The sequence below is a fragment of the Chromobacterium sp. FG22 genome (assembly GCF_057809415.1).
Genome location: NZ_JBMDJX010000017.1, coordinates 34341 through 55616 on the forward strand (window position 1 = coordinate 34341; position 21276 = coordinate 55616).

A 21276-nucleotide genomic window follows, 5' to 3' on the forward strand; every position below is an offset into this window, starting at 1 on the left:
AAGCGGAATGTACATTCGGTACCTGAGCATTTCGAAGATGTTCTCAACGCCGTATCGCCGCAGCGCAGCAGATCGTGAACACTCTCTCAGGGAGCAGCGCTTGATACGCAAAAACCCCTCCGGCCACCTGCCGGTGATCGCCGAATCCGCCTACGTCGACAAGACCGCCATCCTCTGCGGCAAGATCATCGTCCACGACCATGTCTTCATCGGCCCCTACGCGGTGATCCGCGCCGACGAAGTGGACGCCAACGGCGAGATGGAAGCCATCGTCATCGGCCCCCACTCCAATATCCAGGACGGCGTGGTCATCCACTCCAAGGCCGGCGCCGCCGTCGCCATCGGCGCGCACACCTCCATCGCCCACCGCTCCATCATCCACGGCCCCTGCGCCGTGGGCGAACGCGTCTTCGTCGGCTTCAACAGCGTGCTGTTCAACTGCCGCGTCGGCGACGGCTGCGTGGTGCGCCACAACGCGGTGGTGGACGGCTGCGAACTGCCGGCCGGCTGCTACGTGGCCTCCACCGAACGCATAGGCGCGGCCAGCGACACCGCACGCCTGCCCAAGGCCAGCGTGTCCGCCGCCGAATTCTCCGAAGACGTGCTGCGCGCCAATAGCGAACTGGTACGCGGCTACAAAGCGCTGCAAAACGAGTTCTGAATGAGCGACATCCTGATCCGCAACGCCCGCCTGGTCAGCGACGGCCGCGAGTGGGAAGCCGACCTGCGCGTCGGCAACGGCCGCATCCGCCGCATCGATGCCAGCCTGCCCGGCCGCCCCGGCGACATCGACATCGACGCCGCCGGCCAATGGCTGCTGCCCGGCATGATCGACGACCAAGTCCACTTCCGCGAACCCGGCGCGCCGCACAAGGGCAGCATCGCCAGCGAATCCCGCGCCGCGGTGGCCGGCGGCGTCACCAGCTTCATGGACATGCCCAACACCCGGCCGGCCACCACCTGCCTGGACGCGCTGGCGGACAAGGAAAGCCGCGCCGCCGCCGGCTCGGTGGCCAATTACGGCTTCCACCTGGGCGCCACCCGCCACAATCTGGCGCTGATCGCCGCGCTGCCGCCCAACCGCGCCGCCGGCGTCAAAGTGTTCATGGGCGCCAGCACCGGCGACCTGCTGCTGGACGACCCGGCCGCGCTGGAACGGCTGTTCGCCGCTTGCCCGCTGCCCATCCTCACCCACTGCGAACACACGCCGCGCATCCGCGAGCGCGAAGCCGCCTGGCGGCTGCGCTTCGGCGACGACATCCCGCCGGACCAGCACCCTCTGATCCGCGACGCCGAAGCCTGCTACCAATCCACCCGGCTGGCGGTGGAGCTGGCGCAACGCCACGGCAGCCAGCTGCACGTGCTGCACCTGAGCAGCGCGCGCGAACTGGAGCTGTTCCGGCCCGGCCCCGTCGCCGGCAAGCGCATCACCGCCGAAGCCTGCGTCCACCACCTGCTGCTGGACGACGGCGACTACGCCCGCCTGGGCCACCTGATCAAATGCAATCCGGCGATCAAAAGCCGCGCCGACCGCGACGCGCTGCGCCAGGCGCTGCGCGACGGCCGCATCGACCTGATCGGCACCGATCACGCGCCGCACGCCTGGGAGGAAAAACAGCAGCCCTACGCCCAGGCCCCGGCCGGCCTGCCGCTGGTCCAGCACGCGCTGCCGGCGCTGCTGGAACTGGTGGCCGACGGCGAACTGACGCTGCCGCAACTGGTGGACAAGACCAGCCACGCGGTGGCCACCCGCTTCGCCATCGCCGAACGCGGCTATCTGCGCGAAGGCTATTGGGCCGATCTGACGCTGGTGGAACGCCTGCCCGCGCCGCGCCCGGTCTGCCGCGACGCCCTGCTGGCTCATTGCGGCTGGACCCCCTTCCCGCATCTGGCCTTCCGCCACGCGGTCAGCGCCACCATCGTTTCCGGTCAATTGGCTTGGTTCCAGGGCCGCATCCAGCCGGACTGCCAGGGCCTGCCGCTGCGGTTTGTGCGCTGAGGGCCGGTTCAAGACCGGCTGTCGGCGGGCTCCCGAAGCCGCTGCCGGTGGGTATCGCCGATGGCTCCACCCACCCTACGGACTAACGCCTCGCGCAGCGTCCCCTGGGTAGGGTGGGTGGAGCGCAGCGATACCCACGCGGAGAAAGCCGACGGCCCTATCCTAGCCACACGACGGCTGACAGAATCGGTTGGCAAGCCAGGCGGATACCTCAAGACAACGCAGAATGGAGGCGGCAGACGCCTAACAGGGTTGACAGACCGGCATATCGGAACCGGCAGCCCGTGAGAGCTCCCCGCCAGCGCCCGCCATTAACACTTATGCCGATACCGACCATTCCGCGCGATAGCATGGCGAAAAGGGTTGGCTAAACGGCCAAATACGTCAAGCCAAGGCGGTTTAATTGAAACCGCATCGCCATTCCACCCCCTCCCCTCAATAAAAACCCACGGCCAATAAAATGCCACCCACATTTAAATACCAATCCGTCACGGCAATAGAAACAACGATAAAGTTCTTATAAAACCATCTTTATTTAATACTTTCCTAAAAAACAATTTAACAATCAAAATCAATGACATAGAACTGTAATTATTTACCATTGACCTCAAAAAACAAACACCGGAATACTGTAAATATAAAATTCAATCATTTACAAAAATGATCACAACAATGGCTCGCTCGCTTCATTCCATCACTTAGGAGCGCCATATGCGATTGTATAAAAGCCTTGCCCTTGCCGCGGGCCTGATGCCCTTATTGTCCGCGTGCGAAACTGACGAAGCCAGCCCCTTTTCCGCCGGATCGGTACAGACCGCCAGTTTCAAACAGGCCGCCAGTTCCGTCATCAAAACCGACTTCGAAATTTTCAAGCAATGCGCGGACAACTGCATTCTCTCGCCGGCGGAACCGGGTAAATTCATCAGCACCTCATTGCCGCTGCAAATCACCCCGTCGCCAGACGAAAGCGTGCTGTATTACTCGATGTTCGTGCAAGACCGTCTCATCGCCGCGGCCAATAATAGCGCCACCATCAAGATCGACGACTTCGCCAAGGTCCGGATCAACGACGGCCAAAGCACCGGCCACGCGCCGGGCACTTTGACCATTGAACTGGCAGCCCCGGACGGCAAGGTCAAGACATTCACCCATAAGCGCCGCACCGAATGGTTCACGCTGAATTGGGTGGTGCCCATCGGCAAAGACGCGCCCACCAGCATCAAGCTGTTCATCATGGACATGGACAGCAATAAGAAGATCGTCGATCACTCGCCGCTGTACAGCGTGGACCTGGACAACGCCGCGCTGGCGCGCTGGCCGGACAAGGCCAAGCTGGCGTTCAGCTCCGCCAATCCAAGAAACGACATCATCCTGTCTTGGCCGGGCGTGGGCTACACCGCCGCGCCCACGCAGCACAACCGGCAAAAGCGCTGGAGCGAATGGCATAGCGGCGTCCTGCTGTGCTGGCTGGACCCGCTGGACGCCATCTACAACTATGTCACCCAAAACCGCTGCCAGTTGAACAAGACCTGGGAAGGCAAGCTGTACCAGGTGGTGGCCGGCAAGCCGCAGATCAACGAATTCAAACCGCTGGCCAAAGCGCCCATCCAGCACCGGGTGCACTTCAGCAAGGAAAACGCCTTGGGCGCGCTGTCCGCCCACCGCGTCTGCGGCATCCCGCTGGAATCCCTGGCCCGCAGCCGCCAGCCCAGAGGATGGGAAGAGCTGTCCGCTTGCGGCTTCCGGGTGGAAAACATCGTCGGGCTGTACATCGCCACCCGGCTGTCCTTCGACCGTTTCCGCCAGGTGGTCGATGACTTGATCCATTCCCGCCCGGTCAGCGGCGCGCAAGATCCGGAGGCGCTGGAGCAATTGGGCACCGCGGTGCGCGAAACGCCGGAACTGGCCCGCGAAGGCCTGGCCGAGGCGGAAGCGCGCTTGAACGCCTATCGCGCCAACCACGCCGGCGCCAGCGCCGACGACGCGCAAAGAGCGGACGTGCTGTCCCTGACTTGCCCGGCCGACAGCGAGCCTTGCGCCGCCGCCAACGCCGACGGCGCTCACGTCAACCGCGAGTACCACCCCGGCTCAAGCTTCTTCGCGCAGGGCGAGCCGGTGGAATTCCTCGCCAACGGCACCACCGGCAACTGGAGCCAGGAGCGCCTGCTGGCCACCCACCAGCGGCTGCTGGACCAGGGCTATGTCTTCGCCGGCTATCACGGCGGCTCCCGCGCCGCCGCCACAAGCATCGTCACCGCCGGCATCACCCGCCGTTCCCAGGATCTGCAGCCGATCTGGCGCGGCCTCTATATCGCCGGCGATCCGAACGTCGCCTACGGCTACGCGCTGGACAACGACTCCGGCGCCACCGGCATCATGATGCGCGTCTACGTGCCCAGAACCGCCCTCTCCCGCCTGTTCCGCACCAGCCAGCCGCTCAGCGACGAGGCCGCGGCGCTCAGGGAGATCAGCCGCTTACTCGGCCGCAACGTCACCTTGAACAGCCTCTTGGGCTATGAGTCGATCACCGGGCCGCAAGACCCCGGCGAAGCGGATGAAACCATTCTGGGCTGGGATCTGGCGGAACACGCGGTGGCGATTCCGTCGATGATTCAGGGCAACAACAGCGTGCGGCCCATCAATGTGCCGGACTACGAGAAGAAGATCAGCGGCCTGCCTGACTACGTCACCAAGCGCTGACCACCACCAGGCCCTGGGAAAGCGCCCTCCGGCTTTCTCAGGGCCTGTTTACGATCTGCTGCGCGTCGTGGAGCGTTACACGGTGAGTACCTCTTCAGAATGCTCCTGTACCGTATGTACATTCCGCTTCTTCAGCCGCAACGCCTTGTCTCGCTCTTGCTCGCAAGAACCTAAACAGACTCTCACAGCCCTGGCGCAAAAAAAGCCCGCTGTTTCCAGCGGGCCAAGTCTTACCCCAATTTTAATCAAGCGGCTCAAGCCTCCGTGGCGGCCAGTTCGCGCCGCGCATCCGGCGCCGGCCGCACCAGCAGCTCCATCCACTTGCGGCAGGCGGACAGCAGGATCACCAGGCCCAGCGCCAGCATGGCGATGGAGATGGCGGCGTTGAACAGGTTGTAGCCCTTGGCCGCCGGGTTCAGGTAAACGTGCTTGATCATCCAGTAGCCGGCGTAATTGACGGTGACGTAGAGATAAGCCAACGGCAGCAGGCAGGTCATCATGTAGGCGCGATTGTGCGACAGCCGCAGGATGATGGTGGCGCCGATGATCAGGCCGATGGACGCCATCAGCTGATTGGACACGCCAAACAGCGCCCACACCGAATTAATATCGCCGGAGTTCAGCAGATAGCCCCACAGCAGACAGGCCACCACCGAAGCGCCGATGGCGCCGGGCATCCAGTCGGTACGCTTGAGCGGCGCCCAGGCGTCGCCGACGAAGTCCTGGATCAGATAACGGGCGACGCGGGTGCCGGAATCGATGGCGGTGAGGATGAACACCGCTTCGAACATCACCATGAACTGGAAGAAATAGGACGCCAGATTATGGAACCAGGGAATGCGGGTGAAGATGTCCGCCATGCCCACCGCCAGCGTCACCGCGCCGCCGGTGCGGCCGTACAGGTCCAGGCCGATCTCCTGGGACAGCTGCGGCAGGTTCACCACCTGCATGCCCAGCTTGGCGAAGGTGTCCGGCGCGGAGTTGATGGCGAAGTAATCCGCCGGGTGCAAGGCGGTGGCAGCGATCAAGGCCATCACCCCCACCACGCATTCGGCCAGCATCGCGCCGAAACCCACCGGCAGGATGTCGCTCCAGCGGTCTATCTGCTTGGGCGTGGTGCCGGAGCCGATGAAGGCGTGGAAGCCGGAAATGGCGCCGCAGGCGATGGTGATGGAGATGAACGGCCATACCGGGCCGGCCAGCACCGGGCCGCCGCCGTGGATGAACTGGGTGACGGCCGGGAACTGGATCTGCGGGTTGATGAACACCACGCCCACCACCAGCAGGCCGAACACGCCTATCTTCATGAAGCTGGACAGACAAGCGCGCGGGGTCAGCAACATCCACACCGGCAACGCGGTGGCGAAGAAGGCGTAGACGGGCAGCAGCAGGGACACGGTGGACGCCTTCAGCGTCAGCAATTCGCCCAGCGCGGTGCCCTGGATGTAGGGGCCGGCGAACACGCAGGCCATGATGGCGGCGACGCCGACATAGCTGGCGTTCTTCATGCTGCCGGTGACGCGCTCCCACAGGCCGACGGCGATGGCGATGGGAATGGTCATGCTCACCGCGAACGCGCCCCAGGGATTGCGCTCCAGCGCATGCACCACCACCATGGACAGGCCGGCCATGGTGATGGTGATGATGAACAGCATGGCCAGGCCGGTGCACCAGCCGGCCCAGGGACCCAGCTCGGTCTTAGCCACTTCCGACAGCGATTTGCCGTGATGCTTCATCGAGGCGAACAACACCACGGTGTCGTGCACCGCGCCGCCGATCACACAGCCTATCAACAGCCACAACATGCTGGGCAGATAGCCGTACTGGGCGGCCAGCACCGGTCCCACCAGCGGACCGGCCGCCGCAATGGCGGCGAAGTGGCCGCCAAACGCCACCCACTTGCTGGTGGGCACATAATCCTTGCCGTCCTTTAACTCATGCGCCGGGGTCACGGCGCTATCATCGACACCCAATACCTTGCGCGTGAAGAACACCCCGTACAGGCGGTAGCAGATGGCAAGTATGCAAAGGGTGGCGATCACGAAGGTCAATGCGTGATCCATTTTTGTCAGCTCCGGTGATAGTCTCACCCGGAACTTACGCGCGGGCGCGGTCTCCGTGGGGCGGAAAACGGCTCAGCGGCCGAATGGCGTCGCCAGCGGCGGCCAGAGCGGGGCGAGCGGCACAAGGCAGGCGTCAGCTCACGAACTCGCGAGCATATGAGCGCAGCTCAAAAACGAGTCAAAAGGCCAGCAGATTAATCAATAAAAATGATCTATGGTTTTTGCTTCATTAACCATATTGACGGTATGGCTATGAAGAGAGTGATTCGCTTGGGCGACCCGACAGATCATGGCGGTTTTGTCACGGGCGCAGCGCCCACAACGACTTTCTTTGGGAAGCCTGTCGCTCGGATTGGCGACCCAGTAAGCTGCCCACAGCAGGGACATACTGGCTGTGTCATTGTTGAAGGGGATCCCTCATGGATCATCGACGGTAAAGCAACGGCACTGGAAGGACACAAAGTTAGCTGTGGCGCTACCTTGATCTCAACACTGGGTGAGGTTGGGCGTAGTTATGAAGCCAGCGGTGCGGCAAGCGTTGGAGGGACAGCTCGTGCTGTTGTACTTGTAGCGACGGCTGCTGCCGCAGCTTTGGAAAATGAGATTATCGAGCATTGGTACACACTTGAAGATGAGTCCGGTCATCCCGTTGAAGGCTATCGCTACGATCTTTATCAAAACAAAGAGCGCGTCACTCATAAAGGAAGCTTCAACTCAGGCAAGACAAACGCGATCCAAGGAGGGAACTCGGACTTCGTCATGTGGCTGGAGCGTGATTCCGCTAAACGTGATTAGGGACTCAAATCATGACAGCTATAGCCAAACCGAGGATAAACCCGGAGGTTCGCCTGTTAGCCGCCATGGCGTATGGCGAAGCATCTCTGGCGGATAGCCCCGATGAAATGTACGCCCTGGCCAGCGTGCTAAAGCGTCAAAGAGATGCTCGGGGTTATTCCAGCATGGCCGCGTTTGTGGCAGGTGAACCATCTTTTTCATTTGTAGTCGGGAATGGCAATAAGCGTTATGTCCACTTTAAAAAGACAAAAGACGAGGACATACTGGCCAACGCCGGGATGAAAATCGCTATAGCCGCCGCAGAAAATGCGCTGGCAAATGGCCCTGACAAATCTAATGGCGCTTGGTTTTGGGATGGCGCCGATATTAAATCCAACTACAAAAAACATTTCAAGGTAAGGGTCGGCATTCGTTTTACCGACCCATCGCACAACATTTATGATATCAATGAGTCGTCAAAGCTGGTTATAAAACACAAAGTCACCAAAAAGAAAGCAAACGGAAAAATAGAAACTTACAAGGAGGAGCTTTATCGCTACGATCACGTCTATGAGTCCACGGCTGCCCATGGGGGAACAATCTTTTGGAAGCAGAACACGGACTATTTGCGGTTTACCAAGGCGAAGGAATATAAATGAAATCGCTTGGCATTGCATTGGCTTTAATTTCAACCGCACTATTCGCAGCGCCATCTGCCAATGTGATCAGTAGTTGCCTAGAAACACAGGCTAGAGGTGGCATAAGCTCGGTTGAAATACGGACAAATGAAATTATTCAAGAAGATGGCTATAAGCCAGGGTACACTGCTGAGTATGTAAAACACGAGGGTATTGACATTGGCTTTGCCACCTCGCCAAAGGGAGGCGCGGTACTTTACATGGGCAAACTCTGGCCTATTAATCGCTCGACACTGCTTCCAGGAGTAGCAAAGGTGAGCAAGCCGGTGGTTCATGTTGAATTAGCTTATTGGGCATTACTTGAGGAGGGTCCGAAGAAATATCTTTGCATAACGGATAATTTTGATGGCATAGGCCGCAGTGGTAGCTTTCAAAAGAGCAAATATGCATACATTCTTGAGCTAACAGGCAAGCGTATTTTGTATTTTATCGTAGGCAGAACATAAAGATGCAGCGTCTTTAGTCTACAGGCCCTCAGGGCTGCCAGTCCTGATAGGGCTTATGCACCTTGGCGTAGGCTTTTTGCAGTTCGCCGCTGGCGCGCGCGGCGCGGATGGCCCGGTTCAGCGCCTGATGGACGAAATCGCCGCGGCGGTTGCAGTTGAGGAAGAGCACGTCCGGGTAGTCGTCGAAACGGGCGCGGCGGATATTGTTCAGCTTGAACTTGCGCACCAGATAATCCGCCTCCTCCTGCGCCCACAGCACCCCGTCCACCCGGCCCAGATTCAGCTTTTTCAGCGATAGCTCCAGATTGACCACGCTCTTGCTGGGAAAGCCCCAGTTCACCGGCGGCGCCTCGATATTGTATTTGGCCAGATTGGCCATGCGCAGCACGTCCTCTTTGTCCAGCGGCTTGGTCTTGTGGGTGTAGAGCACGAAGGTGACCTTGCCCAGCATCTCCTTGGTGAACTGATAGGGCGTGGCGTCGTCCGCGCCCTCCCTCACCTTCATGATGGGAAAGCGGAAGTCCGCGTTCTTGTCGCTGGCGTCCAGATAGACGCGCTTGACCGGCTCTATGCTGAAACTGATCTTGCCTTCCTTGTAATGTCTGGCCACCACTTGCAGCAGTTCGGCGAACGGGCTGTTCTGGTTGTTCTCCAGCAATTGCGGCAGAAACACGGCGATGCCGTGCAGATCCGGCCGGTTGATGTCCGGCGAGCTGTCCTGGGTTGCCGTGCCGTTGCAGGCATGAAGCAGGCCGGGCGCGCAGCCCAGCGCCCAGGCCGCGCACAGCAGCATTTGTTTTGTCATCGAATGTCTCCCCCTGGACTGAGGTTTAGCACAGCGGAGGGGGATGCGCGGCGCATTTGGACGGGCGGCCGCTAGCTCGCGATGCCCAGCGCGTCCTTCAAGGGCTTCAGATAGCGGCGGCTGACCGGCAGGCTGTGACCATCCAGCGTGTGGATGGTGGCGACGCCGTTGTCGCCGAACAGGATTTCCCGGATCGCCGACAAGCGCACCAGGTATTGCCGATGGCAGCGGAACAGATCGCTGCGCTCTTCCAGCGTGCGCAGCGTCAGCTCGGTGAAGCGCTCCACGCCGGCGGCGTCCACCACGTAAACGCCGCTGAGCCGGGAGCAGACATAGGCCACCTCCTCCAAACGGCACAGCACGATGCGGTTGACGCCCTGGCAGGGAATCAGGCTGAGCGGCGCCAAGGCGCATACCGCCGCCGGCGGCGACGCGGCGCGCTGGCGCAGCCGCGCCAGGGTCTTGGCCAAGCGCGCCGGGTCCACCGGCTTCAGCAGGTAGTCGCAGGCGTGTTCTTCAAAGGCCTGCAGCGCGTACGCGTCGTAGGCGGTGACGAACACCACTTGCGGCATGGCCTCCGGGTCCAGCATCGCCAGCATTTCCAGGCCGCTGATGCGCGGCATCTGGATGTCCAGGAACACCACGTCCGGCTTGCGGCGATGGATGAAGGCGATGGCCTCCACCGCGTTGCCGCACTCGCCGACGATGTCCAGTCCGCCGGCGGCCTGCAGCAGCTGGCGCAATTCGTCGCGCGCCAGCGGCTCGTCGTCCACCAGCAGCGCGCTGGGCAGGCCGGCCGCGCTCACGCCGCCGCTCCGGCGCGGCGCGCGTCCGCCTGCGGGCAACGACAGGGCAGCAGCAGGCTGACCCGGGTGTAAAGCTCAGGCGCGCAATCCACCGCCACCCCGTAGGCCTCGCCGTAACGGGCGCGGATGCGGCGGTCCACCAGGGACATGCCCAGGCCGTCGCTCTGTTCCGGCTTGCGGTAGAGCCCGGCGTTGTCCTCCACCGTCACCCGCAGGCCTTGCGCGTCGCAACGGGCGGAGATGCGGATGCGCCCCGGCTCCAGCAGTTGGGAGGTGCCGTGCTTGATCGCGTTTTCCACCAGCGGCTGCAGGGAAAACGCCGGCAGCTCGGCCCGGCGCGCCGCCTCCGGCGCGGCTATCTCCACCTGCAGCCGGCCGGCGAAGCGGGCCTCCTCGATGCGCAGATAGGCGCTGACGTGGTCGATCTCGTCGCCCAGCGTGGCCATCTCGCTGGAGCGCTTCAGGTTCTTGCGGAAAAAGGTGGACAGGTATTGCACCAGCTGGCGCGCATGCTCCGGGTTGCGGCGTATCACCGCGGACAGGGTATTGAGCGCGTTGAACAGGAAATGCGGGTTGACCTGGGCGTGCAGCAGCTTGATCTCGGTCTGGGCCAGCAGCTGTTTCTGCTGCTCGTACTTGCCTTGCAGGATCTGGTTGGACAGCAGCCGGGCAATGCCCTCGCCCAGGGTCAGGTTGATGCCGGAAAACAGCTTATTGCGCGTCTCGTACAGCTTGATGGTGCCGATCACCCGCTCGTCCTCGCCGCGCAAGGGGATCACCAGCGAGGAGCCCAGCTTGCAAGCCGGGCTGATGGAGCAGCGGTATGGCGTCTCATTGCCGTCGGCGTACACCACTTGGTTGGCGGCGATGGCGCGCTGGGTCAGCGGCGAGGTGATGGGCGTGCCCGCCAGATGGTGGTCGGCGCCGGCGCCGATGAAGGCCAGCAGCCGCTCGCGGTCGGTCAGCGCCACCGCGCCCACGCCCAGTTCCTCGTACAGGATGCGCGCCATGGTCATGCAGTTGTCGCGGTCGAAGCCGTGGCGCAGCACGCCCTCGGCGCGGGCGGCGATCTGCAGCGCCTTGGAGGAGAAGGCGGAGGAATACTTCTCCGCCAGCGCGCGCCGGTCCAGCAGGATGCGCATGAACATGGCCGCGCCCAGGGTGTTGGCTATCATCATCGGCAGCGCGATGCTGCGCACCAGATGCCAGGCGGCGGCGAAGGGCTTGACCGCCGCCAGCAGGATCAACATCTGCATGCATTCGGCCAGCAGCGCCACCGCGGCCACCGCCAGCGGGTCGAACACCCGCCCCAACTGGCCGCGCCGCACGAAATAACGGTGCACCAGCCCGCCCAGCAGGCCTTCGGCCATGGTGGACGCCATGCAGGCGCCGGCGGTGACGCCGCCCAGCGAATAACGATGCAGGCCGCCGGTGAAACCCACCGCCAGCCCCACCCACGGCCCGCCCAACATGCCGCCCAGCACCGCGCCGGTGGCGCGGGTGTTGGCGATGGAATCGTCGATGTGCAGGCCGAAATAAGTGCCCATCACGCAGAACACCGAGAACACCAGATAGCACACCAGCTTGTGCGGCAGGCGGATGGTGACCTGGGTCAGCGGGATGAACAGCGGCGTCTTGGACAAGAGATAGGCGATCACCAGGTAAACGCACATCTGCTGCAACAAGGTCAGGATCAATGAGAACTCGGTCAACATGCGGGCAGCACAATAAGGGTGTGCAGCCGAGCATAGGCGACGGCTCACCGCCCGACCTTGGTCTGGATCAAACCGTTTTCAGGCGCCGCCGGCGCAAACAAAAACGGCCACCGAAGGCGACCGTTTCTTTCATGCGGACTCAGAACGTGTTTACGATCTCGCGAGCTAAGGCGAGACAAGGCGTTGCGGCTGAGAAAGCGGAGTGTACACACGGTACATGAGCATTTCGAAGCCGTACTCACCGTGTAACGCTCCACGATGCGCAGCAGATCGTAGGCAGGTTCTCAGACGGGGATGACCGGAATCTTGCCTATCTTCACGCGCCACTCGGCCGGGCCGGTGTTGTGCACGCTGGATCCACAGGAATCCACCGCCACCGTCACCGGCATGTCCTTGACCTCGAACTCGTAAATGGCTTCCATGCCCAGGTCTTCGAAGGCCACCACTTTGGACGCCTTGATCGCCTTGGACACCAGATAGGCGGAACCGCCTACGGCCATCAGATAGACCGCCTTGTTGTCCTTGATCGCCTCGATCGCGGTGGGGCCGCGCTCGGCCTTGCCTATCATGCCCAGAAGGCCGGTCTGCTCCAGCATCTGGCGGGTGAACTTGTCCATGCGGGTGGCGGTGGTGGGGCCGGCCGGGCCCACCACTTCGTCGCGCACCGGATCCACCGGGCCCACGTAGTAGATGAAGCGGTTGGTGAAGTCCACCGGCAGCTTCTCGCCCTTGTTCAGCATGTCCACCATGCGCTTGTGCGCGGCGTCGCGGCCGGTGAGGATCTTGCCGTTGAGCAACAGCACGTCGCCCGGCTGCCAGCTTTGCACCTCTTCCGGGGTGATGGCGTCCAGGTTGACGCGCTTGCCGTTGGAGTTGTCGTAAGTGATGTCCGGCCAGTCTTCCAAGCGGGGCGCTTCCAGCGAAGCCGGGCCGCTGCCGTCCAGGTGGAAGTGCACGTGGCGGGTGGCCGCGCAGTTGGGGATCATCGCCACCGGCAGGCTGGCCGCGTGGGTGGGGTAATCCAGAATCTTCACGTCCAAGACCGTGGTCAGGCCGCCCAGGCCCTGGGCGCCGATGCCCAGCGCGTTGACCTTTTCAAACAGCTCCAGGCGCAGTTGCTCCACGCGGCTCAGTTCCGCGCCGCTGTCGGCCTTGGCCTTCAAGTCCTGGATGTCCACATGGCTCATCAGGCTTTCCTTGGCCAGCAGCATCGCCTTTTCCGGCGTGCCGCCGATGCCGATGCCGAGAATGCCCGGCGGACACCAGCCGGCGCCCATGGTGGGCAGGGTCTTCAGCACCCAGTCCACGATGGAATCGGACGGATTCAGCGCGTAGAACTTGGATTTGTTCTCCGAGCCGCCGCCCTTGGCCGCACAGGTCACTTCCACGCCGTCGCCTTCGACGATCTCGAAATGCACCACCGCCGGGGTATTGTCCTTGCTGTTCTGGCGTTTGCCGGCCGGATCCAGCAGCACCGAGGCGCGCAGCTTGTTGTCCGGGTTCAGGTAGGCGCGACGCACGCCTTCGTTCACCATCTCCTGCACCGACAGCTCGGCGTCCCACTGCACCTTCATGCCCACCTTCAGGAACACCACGGCGATGCCGGTATCCTGACAGATCGGGCGCTTGCCTTCCGCGCACATGCGGCTGTTGATCAGGATCTGGGCCATGGCGTCCTTGGCCGCCGGGCTCTCTTCCTTCAGATACGCCTGGTACAGCGCGTCGATATAGTCTTTGGGATGGTAATAGCTGATGAACTGGAAGGCGTCGGCAATGCTTTGCACGAAGTCTTCCTGACGGATGATGGCCATTTTCGGGTTTCTCCAGCGTAGGGCTATTTGGGGTTTGCCCTGTTATTTTATGGAGGCGCGCCGCCCGCGCCAATCCAAACCCTCAACAGTACCCGATAAAACCGTCCGCGGCCAGCCAATGCCCCCCGGCTCCGGACCGGTCCAAAGCCTCGCGAGCAAGCGCGAGACAAGGTGAAAACCGCTGAGAGCAGCTTCTCAAGCGCCGCTGCGATCCTCGCGATCCTCCCTCGGACTGCGGTCGAAACGCTTGCGATAGGCGCGGGAAAAATAAGACGGCGACTCAAAGCCGCAGACCACGCTGATTTCCACCACGCTCAGCTCGGTCTGGCGCAGCAGCCAGCGAGCGCGATCCAGCCTCAGCGCGCGGTAGAACTCCGCCGGCGAGGCCTTGAGATGCGCGCGGAACAAGCGCTCCAGCTGGCGGCGGGTGGTCCCGCAACGCGCGGCCAGCTCCTCCGGCGGCCACGGCTCCTCCAGTTGCGCCTCCATCAGCCGTATCGCCTGCGCCAGCTTCTTGTTGTGCACCTGGTAGCGGCTGGCCACCTGCAGGCGCTGGTGCTCGGACGGGCTGCGCATCTGCCCCTGCACCAATTGCTCGGACACCGCCAGCGCCAGCTCGCGGCCGTGACGGCGCGCCAGCAAGGCCAGCGCCAGATCCAGCCCGGCCGCCGCGCCGGCGGAGGTGGGCCGCCGCTCGGTCAGGAACAGCTCCTGGCTGGCGGTCACTTGCGGGTAGCGTTCCCGGAAGGCCGGAATCGCCTCCCAGTGCAGCGTCACCGTCTCCCCGCGCAGCAGGCCGGCCTCGGCCAGGATGAAACAGCCGGTGTCTATCGCCCCCAGGGTCACGCCCCCGCGCTCCAGCCGCCGCAGCGCCGCGCCCAGCTCCGGCGTGTAATGCCGCAGCGGATGGAAGCTGCTGACCACGAACAGACAGGTGCACGGCCCGGCCTCCGCCAGCGCGCCGTCCACCATCAGCGCGATACCGTTGCTGGCCGCCACCGCCTGGCCGTCCACGGACAACAGCCGCCAGCGGCTGGCGCCGGGCTGAAAGCGATTGGCGATGCGGAAGGGCTCCATCAGCGCGGCGAAGCCGATGAAGGAAAACTCCGGCAACAACAGGAAATGGTATTCGTCCACCGCGCTTTCCCCTCCCAGTCTAAGAACCTGTTTACGATCTGCTGCGCGTCGTGAGACGTGGCACGGTGAGGGCGTCTTCGAAATGCTCATGCACCACTTGCACATTCCGCTTTCTCAGCCGCAACGCCTTGTCTCGCCTTAGCTCGCGCGATCGTAAACACGTTCCAAGGCCCAGCATAAGCGCGAGCGCCCGGTTCGCGCCAATGCAAATTGTCGCGCAATGAAAAGTAAGCGTCGCGGCCATCCGCTCCGCCGCCGCCGGCACACCGTTAAATCATCAACAGCCGTCCCCCACTCAAGGCTTTTGAAGGAGCCCCGCCATGCAACAGCACGCCGTCATCCAGCCCCCGCCCGCCGCGCCGCGCCTGCCCGCCGACTTCTGCAGCGACATCGAGCGCGCTCACACCCTGCCGGCGCGCTGCTACACCGCCGACGAGGTGTTCCAGTACGAAAAAGAACAGATCTTCGCCAAATCCTGGCTCTGCCTGTGCCACGGCAGCGAGCTGGCCCGGCCCAACGATTACGTCACCCGCCGGGTGATAGGCGAGAACATCCTGCTGCTGCGCGACCGTGACGGTGAGCTGCGCGCCTTCTACAACGTCTGCCCGCACCGCGGCCATGAGCTGCTCAGCGGCAGCGGCCAAGCCAGGAATGTGATCACCTGTCCCTATCACGCCTGGGCCTTCAAGCTGGACGGCCAACTGGCGCACGCGCGCAACTGCGAGCAGGTGGCGGATTTCGACCGGGCCGGCAGCCATCTGAGCCCGTTGCGGGTGGCCGAATACTGCGGCTTCGTCTTCGTCAACATGGACCCGGACGCGCCGGACATCGACGTCGAATACGCCGGCCTGCGCGAGCACTTCATGCAAGTGTGCCCGCAAGTGGCGGACTTGAAGGTGGCCGAACGCGTGGTCACCACCACGCCGGCCAACTGGAAAGTCATCGTCGACAACTACATGGAGTGCTACCACTGCGCGCCGGCCCACCCCAGCTTCTCGCAATCGGTGACCACCGACGGCTACACCCACAGCCTTCACGGCCGCTGGACCTTGCAGCGCGGCGCCGCCCAATCCAGCGACAGCAGCTACGCCTTTGACGGCGAGGCCGCCAACCAGGCTTTCAACGGCTACTGGCTGTGGCCCGGCGTGATGTTCAATGTGGTGCCCGGCGACGCGGCGATGACGGTGATCTACGAGTTTCCGGAGTCCGCCGGCGTCACCGTCCAGCATTACGAAATCCTCTTCCTCAACCAGGATTTGAGCGAGGAGCAACGCCGCTTCGTCAGCTGGGCGCGCGACGAATTCCGCCCCGAAGACCTGCGGCTGGTGGAAAGCGTGCAACGCGGGCTGCAATCGCGCGGCTACCGCGGCCAGGGCCGCATCATGGCGGACAGCCAGCGCAGCGGCATCAGCGAGCACGGCATCGCCCATTTCCACCAGATGGTGGCCGCCGCCTACCGCGGCTGAACCGGAGCGCCGCGCATGCCCGCCATCGTCACCGAAGTCTGCGCCATCGAAGAAGTGGCCGCCGGCGTCAAGGCCTTCACCCTGCGGCCGCTGGACGGCCCGGCCCCGCCCTGCCCGTCCGGCAGCCACATCGTGGTGGACATGCCGCCGCCGGGCCGGCCGGCGGCCTACTCGTTGCTGGATCCCGGCGGCGGGGTCTACCGCATCGCGGTCAAACACGAGCCGGATTCGCGCGGCGGCTCGCGTTATCTGCACGCGCTGGCGCCGGGCAGCCGCCTGCGGGTGCAAGCGCCTGCCAACCGTTTCCCGCTGGCCGCCGTGCCCGGCCCGCGGCTGTTCATTGCCGGCGGCATCGGCATCACGCCCTTCATCGCCCATATGGCGGCGCTGGGCAATGACGCGAACTACCAGCTGCACTACGCCTTCCGCGACGCCGCCGGCGCCGCCTTCGCCGCCCAGCTGGCCGAGCGAAGCGAGCGCGGCGACGCCAGAATCCGCCTGTACGAGAGCCGGGCCGGCCGCAGGCTGGATCTGGACGCGCTGATCGCCGCCGCGCCGGCGGACAGCCAGGTGTATGTCTGCGGGCCGGAACGGCTGATCGCGGCGACGGCGGACGCCTGCGCGCGGCGCTTGCCGGCCGGCCGGCTGCACTATGAGCGCTTCAGCGCCGACACGGCGGCGGCGAGCGCCAGCTTTGAGGTGGAACTGGCCCGCTCCGGCCTGCGGCTGCGGGTGGACGCCGACGAATCCATCCTGGCGGCGATAGAACGGCAGACCCCGCTGCGGCCGGACTGTCTATGCCGGGAAGGCTATTGCGGCAGCTGCGAAACCAGGCTGCTGGCCGGCGACGCCGAACACCGCGACCAATACCTGAACGAGGCGGAGCGGCGGGAGCGCATCATGATCTGCGTGTCGCGGGCGGCGGGGAGCGGACCGCTGGTGCTGGATTTGTAACTAAGAACCTGTTTACGATCTGCTGCGCGTCGGCGATACGGCGTTGAAACCGGATTCGAAATGCTCATGTACCGTATGTACACTCCGCTTTCTCAGCCGTTTTCGCCTTGTCTCGCTCTAGCTCGCGAGATCGTAAACACGCTCTAAGGCCCGCTAACAAAACCCCTGATCCTGCGTTGCGCCTCCTGGTCGTACCACTTGTACTGCCTGCGTCGGCGCGCCTTGGCTCAGGTACGCTGCGCGGTTTTGTTAGCGGGCCTAGGCTGAGTGCGCTCCGCGGCACATCCATGCTCAAACAGTAAAATTAACCGCTTTTACGGCCGACACAACAGCTTTTCTAGCGCGGTCTTGGCCAGGAAACCGCTGCGGCTATCGTATTCCGGGTGGGAAGCGACATATTCATCGATACGGTGCAGAAGGTTGGCCGGCAACGTGACATTGATCTTGGTCGCTTTACCCAGATAGCGGGTGATATCCACATCCACCAGCGCCCAGAGATGGCCGGCAAACTCGGGTTTACCGACATGAGCCTGCGCGCTGCTGGCCAGAGGGATAACGTCCAGGTCGTCCACCAGCCCTTCCAGATGTAGCTCAATGGCTTCTCGGGCGTTCCGGATGGCCTCATCCAGAGTGTCCCCGGCGGAGAAGCAGCCGGGCAGATCCGGCACGATGACGCCGTAGGCATGTTGGTCGTCACCGGGTTCAACTGCAATCGGGTAGTACATAATGGTTCCTTACTGGAGACCCGCTTGTTTCTTGATGCTGTTCAGCGTGCCTATCGGTATGTCCTTCTTGGGGTGAGGCACCGTCACCCGGCCGGTCTTGATCGGGTGTTTGAACTGTTGATGGCTGCCCTTGGCGGCAACCAGATACCAGCCGTCGGCCTCTATCATGCTGATGACTTCTTTGCTGGTCACGGTGTCGCCCCTGCGCTTAGAGTCTGTTTACGATCTGCTGCGCTTCGTGAACACGGTACGGTGAGAACAGCTTCAGAATGCTCATATGGCATTTCTACATTCTGCTTTTGTTTTCACCTTGTCGCGCCCTTGCGCGCACGACATTTGAGCAGACTATCGGACAGAGCTTATTGTAGCTTCTACAACAGGCCAGTCAATAACCCTGGGGTTATTGAGCAGACAGCCCAGCGCTCTGGCTCCCAATCAGCGACTCAGCTACGAGGGACGCCATGCCCCGCCCCGCTCATCCCAACACCGTGCGCGCCAGCTGTATCCCGTGCTTCTTCAACTTGTACTGCAAGGTGGCGCGCGGCAGGCCCAGCCGGCGCGCCGCCTCGGTCAGATTGGCGCAGCCCTCCAGGCAATCCACCAACAGCCGGCGCTCATAGCGCGCCATCCGCTGCTCCAGCGTGCCCTCGCCGTCCGGCGGCGGCGCGGCCGGCGCCGACGGCCGGCGTTCCTCCGCGCGCCGCTGCGCCGTCTCGCCCTCTTCCTCCAACAACAGGAAGTCCAGTTCGTCCCCGCCCTCGCACAGGATCAGGCTGCGCAGCAGCACGTTCTCCAGCATGCGCACATTGCCCGGCCAGTGATAGCGCAGCATGCGCTCCATCACCGCATGGCTGATGCGCTGCACGCGGTGGCCGGTGACCTTGCCGTGCTTGCGCAAGAAGGACTGCGCCAGCAGCGGGATGTCCCGCAGCCGCTCGCGCAGCGGCGGCACCGCCAGACAGCCCACGTTCAGCCGGTACAGCAGGTCCGGCCGGATCTTGCGCTCGTCCAGCATCCGTTGCGGCGACTCGTTGCTGGCCGCCACCACCCGCACGTCCACGCGCACCTCCGCGCCGGAGCCCACCCGGCTGAACGTGCCCTCCTGCAAGGCGCGCAGCAGCTTGCCCTGGATGGACAGCGGCAGCGAGTTGATCTCGTCCAGAAACAGGGTGCCGCCATGGGCGGACTCCAGCACCCCGCGCCGGTCCTCGGCCCCGGTGAAGGCGCCGCGCACGGTGCCGAACAAGGTGCTTTCAAACAGCGGCTCCGGCAATGCCGCGCAATTGAGCACCACGAAGGGGCGCTCGGCGCGCGGCCCTTCCTGATGCAGCAGCCGGGCGAACAACTCCTTGCCGGTGCCGGTTTCGCCGTGGATCAACACCTGCACATCGGCGCGCGCCAGCCGCCGGGCCTGGTGGATCAGCTGCTTCATCGCCGCGTCGTCGGTGATGATGCCCATCAGCCCGCCGTCGGCCTCCTCCTCCACGTTCTGCTGCAAATCCACCAGCGCCTGATGCAGCGGGCTGACCACGGTCAGATCGCGGGACAGCTCCACCGCGCCGACGATGCGGCCGTCGGCGCGCTTCAGCGGCAGCGTGGTGTGCACCTGATGCACCGCCTTGCCCCTGGGATTGCGATAACGCTGGTAATGATTGCGGTAGCTGCGGCCCTGCCGCAGCGCCTGCAACAGCGTGCTGCTGTTCTCGTCCAGTTCCGGGTACAGCTCCAGCAGATAGGCCCCCAGCGCCTGCTCCGCGGTGTATTCGTCCAGCTGCGAGCACTCCTGGTTGTAATAGGCGTAGCGCCCGTCCTGGTCGATGATGGCCACCGACAGGCCGATCGCGTCGAAAAAATCGCCAAACAGCGCAATGCCTTGGCTCAGATCTGCATCCATGTCTCCCCCTTCCCCTTAAGAACCTGTTTTCGATCTGCTGCGCGTTGTGGAGCGTTACACGGTGAGTACGGCTTCAGAATGCTCATGTACCACCTGTACATTCCGCTTTCTCAGCCGCAACGCCTTGTCTCCCCTTAGCTCGCGAGATCGTAAACAGGTCCTTAGCTGCTTCAAGCACGGGTGCCGAAAATTCGGCGTTTTTATGAATAGTTGCAGTATTGACGGTTTTTGTCGCCGCGAGCAAGCGCAAAAACCTTTTAAATTCATGCAATTAAAAAACAGACCCGCTGGCATGGATGTTGCCACGCCTACACTGTCGCGCTAAGAGCGGCTAACAAAATCAGTTTCACGTCTGAGGCAAGGCGCGCCGACGCAGGCAGTACTTGAGTACGGCAAGTCGGCGCAACGCAGCATCAGGAATTTGTTAGCCACACTACAGGCGCGGCACACAACTACAGCAGGCTGCCACAGCCGCAAGGAGGAGAGCCCCATGCATCACCCCACCCCCGCCATCCACCCTCCCCCCGCGCCCATCGTCGCGGTGGAAAACCTGCGCAAGCGCTTCGACGGCCAAGTCGTGCTGGACGGCGTCTCCTTCGCCGCCTCCGCCGGCGAGGTGGTGTCGCTGATAGGCGCCAGCGGCTCCGGCAAGAGCACCTTGCTGCGCTGTCTCAACCTACTGGAAGTCCCGGACGATGGCCGAGTGCTGATCGCCGGCGAGGAGATCGCCCTGCGCACCGACAAACGCGGCCGGCGCGCGCCGGCCGACCCGCGCCAGGTGGACCGGCTGCGCTCGCGGCTGGGCATGGTGTTTCAGAACTTCAATCTGTGGCCGCACATGACGGTGCTGGAAAACCTGATCGAGGTGCCGGTGCGCGTCCTGCGCCAGCCGCGCGCCGAAGCGGTGGCGCTGGCCGAGGCGCTGCTGGAGAAAGTGGGCATGGCGGACAAGCGCCAGGCCTATCCGGCCTTTTTGTCCGGCGGCCAGCAACAGCGGGTGGCCATTGCCCGCGCGCTGGCCACCCGGCCGGCGGTGATGCTGTTCGACGAACCGACATCGGCGCTGGACCCGGAACGGGTGGGCGAAGTGCTGCGGGTGATACGCCAGCTGGCCGATGAAGGCTGCACCATGCTGCTGGTCACCCATGAAATGGCCTTCGCCCGCGAAGTGTCCAGCAAAGTGCTGTTCCTGCATCAGGGCCGCATCGAGGAAGCCGGCCCGCCGGAACAGGTTTTCGCCGCGCCGCGCAGCGAACGCTGCCGCCAGTTTGTCAACGCCTGAC

General features: G+C 63.3%; 18 protein-coding genes. 9 read left to right on the forward strand and 9 right to left on the reverse strand.

Annotated elements, in window-relative coordinates; all coding sequences use genetic code 11:
- Positions 1-100: 100 nt before the first annotated feature.
- The 3 genes from ACODSD_RS16505 to ACODSD_RS16515 all read left to right on the forward strand — a co-directional run bounded on the left by ACODSD_RS16505 (position 101) and on the right by ACODSD_RS16515 (position 4699).
- A complete protein-coding gene (locus ACODSD_RS16505) occupies positions 101-661 on the forward strand; it encodes an LbetaH domain-containing protein (RefSeq protein WP_166451759.1) in 561 nt (186 codons plus the stop codon).
- Positions 662-1999, forward strand: a complete 1338-nt coding sequence (locus ACODSD_RS16510; protein ID WP_488877844.1) for a dihydroorotase — start codon at positions 662-664, stop codon at positions 1997-1999. It abuts the gene before it with no gap.
- A 711-nt stretch (positions 2000-2710) separates the two neighbouring features.
- A complete protein-coding gene (locus ACODSD_RS16515; protein WP_488877845.1) occupies positions 2711-4699 on the forward strand; it encodes an exotoxin A binding domain-containing protein in 1989 nt (662 codons plus the stop codon).
- 254 nt (positions 4700-4953) lie between these two features.
- On the opposite strand, the gene ACODSD_RS16520 is transcribed toward ACODSD_RS16515, so the two are convergent.
- Positions 4954-6762 (reverse strand): carbon starvation CstA family protein, encoded by a 1809-nt coding sequence (locus tag ACODSD_RS16520; RefSeq protein WP_488877846.1) that lies wholly within the window; start codon positions 6760-6762, stop codon positions 4954-4956.
- A gap of 207 nt (positions 6763-6969) precedes the next feature.
- On the opposite strand from ACODSD_RS16520, the gene ACODSD_RS16525 reads away from it, so the two are divergent.
- From ACODSD_RS16525 to ACODSD_RS16535, 3 genes are read left to right on the forward strand one after another with little or no spacing between them, the layout of a single operon-like run.
- Positions 6970-7557 (forward strand): PAAR domain-containing protein, encoded by a 588-nt coding sequence (locus ACODSD_RS16525; RefSeq protein ID WP_235089557.1) that lies wholly within the window; start codon positions 6970-6972, stop codon positions 7555-7557.
- Positions 7558-7568: 11 nt separating this feature from the next.
- On the forward strand, positions 7569-8195 hold the full coding sequence (locus ACODSD_RS16530) for a hypothetical protein (protein ID WP_488877847.1): 627 nt from the start codon (positions 7569-7571) through the stop codon (positions 8193-8195).
- Positions 8192-8680: a hypothetical protein gene (locus tag ACODSD_RS16535; RefSeq protein ID WP_253315330.1), complete on the forward strand. Its 489-nt coding sequence runs from the start codon at positions 8192-8194 to the stop codon at positions 8678-8680. The genes ACODSD_RS16530 and ACODSD_RS16535 overlap by 4 nt, the downstream gene beginning before the upstream one ends.
- A 28-nt stretch (positions 8681-8708) precedes the next feature.
- Here ACODSD_RS16535 and ACODSD_RS16540 read toward each other — a convergent pair whose 3' ends face one another.
- The 5 genes from ACODSD_RS16540 to ACODSD_RS16560 all read right to left on the reverse strand — a co-directional run bounded on the left by ACODSD_RS16540 (position 8709) and on the right by ACODSD_RS16560 (position 14954).
- Entirely contained in the window at positions 8709-9485 is a 777-nt protein-coding gene (locus ACODSD_RS16540) for a type 2 periplasmic-binding domain-containing protein (protein ID WP_146176666.1), read from the reverse strand.
- A gap of 71 nt (positions 9486-9556) precedes the next feature.
- On the reverse strand, positions 9557-10291 hold the full coding sequence (btsR, locus tag ACODSD_RS16545; protein WP_227107435.1) for a two-component system response regulator BtsR: 735 nt from the start codon (positions 10289-10291) through the stop codon (positions 9557-9559).
- The gene (locus tag ACODSD_RS16550) at positions 10288-12006 is read right to left on the reverse strand and encodes a LytS/YhcK type 5TM receptor domain-containing protein (protein WP_488877848.1); all 1719 of its coding nucleotides are present in this window, start codon (positions 12004-12006) and stop codon (positions 10288-10290) included. Before ACODSD_RS16550 ends, btsR begins: the two co-directional genes overlap by 4 nt.
- Positions 12007-12290: 284 nt before the next feature.
- Complete coding sequence (locus ACODSD_RS16555; RefSeq protein WP_081551201.1) at positions 12291-13817, reverse strand: fumarate hydratase; 1527 nt, start codon at positions 13815-13817, stop codon at positions 12291-12293.
- Positions 13818-14012: 195 nt separating this feature from the next.
- Entirely contained in the window at positions 14013-14954 is a 942-nt protein-coding gene (locus tag ACODSD_RS16560) for a GlxA family transcriptional regulator (protein WP_488877849.1), read from the reverse strand.
- 320 nt (positions 14955-15274) lie between these two features.
- On the opposite strand from ACODSD_RS16560, the gene ACODSD_RS16565 reads away from it, so the two are divergent.
- Both ACODSD_RS16565 and ACODSD_RS16570 read left to right on the forward strand, forming a co-directional pair.
- Complete coding sequence (locus ACODSD_RS16565) at positions 15275-16420, forward strand: aromatic ring-hydroxylating oxygenase subunit alpha (RefSeq protein WP_488877850.1); 1146 nt, start codon at positions 15275-15277, stop codon at positions 16418-16420.
- A 15-nt stretch (positions 16421-16435) separates the two neighbouring features.
- Positions 16436-17374 (forward strand): PDR/VanB family oxidoreductase, encoded by a 939-nt coding sequence (locus ACODSD_RS16570; protein WP_488877851.1) that lies wholly within the window; start codon positions 16436-16438, stop codon positions 17372-17374.
- Between the two features lie 314 nt (positions 17375-17688).
- Here the strand turns inward: ACODSD_RS16570 and ACODSD_RS16575 are convergent, their stop codons facing one another.
- The 3 genes from ACODSD_RS16575 to ACODSD_RS16585 all read right to left on the reverse strand — a co-directional run bounded on the left by ACODSD_RS16575 (position 17689) and on the right by ACODSD_RS16585 (position 19993).
- Positions 17689-18099, reverse strand: a complete 411-nt coding sequence (locus ACODSD_RS16575) for a type II toxin-antitoxin system HicB family antitoxin (protein ID WP_107799897.1) — start codon at positions 18097-18099, stop codon at positions 17689-17691.
- A 9-nt stretch (positions 18100-18108) separates the two neighbouring features.
- Positions 18109-18291, reverse strand: coding sequence for a type II toxin-antitoxin system HicA family toxin (locus ACODSD_RS16580; RefSeq protein ID WP_107799898.1), 183 nt, complete (start codon positions 18289-18291; stop codon positions 18109-18111).
- Positions 18292-18574: 283 nt separating this feature from the next.
- Positions 18575-19993, reverse strand: a complete 1419-nt coding sequence (locus ACODSD_RS16585; RefSeq protein ID WP_488877852.1) for a sigma-54 interaction domain-containing protein — start codon at positions 19991-19993, stop codon at positions 18575-18577.
- A 490-nt stretch (positions 19994-20483) separates the two neighbouring features.
- Here ACODSD_RS16585 and ACODSD_RS16590 point away from each other — a divergent pair, with 490 nt between their 5' ends.
- On the forward strand, positions 20484-21275 hold the full coding sequence (locus ACODSD_RS16590) for an ABC transporter ATP-binding protein (RefSeq protein ID WP_235089566.1): 792 nt from the start codon (positions 20484-20486) through the stop codon (positions 21273-21275).
- Position 21276: the final 1 nt, after the last annotated feature.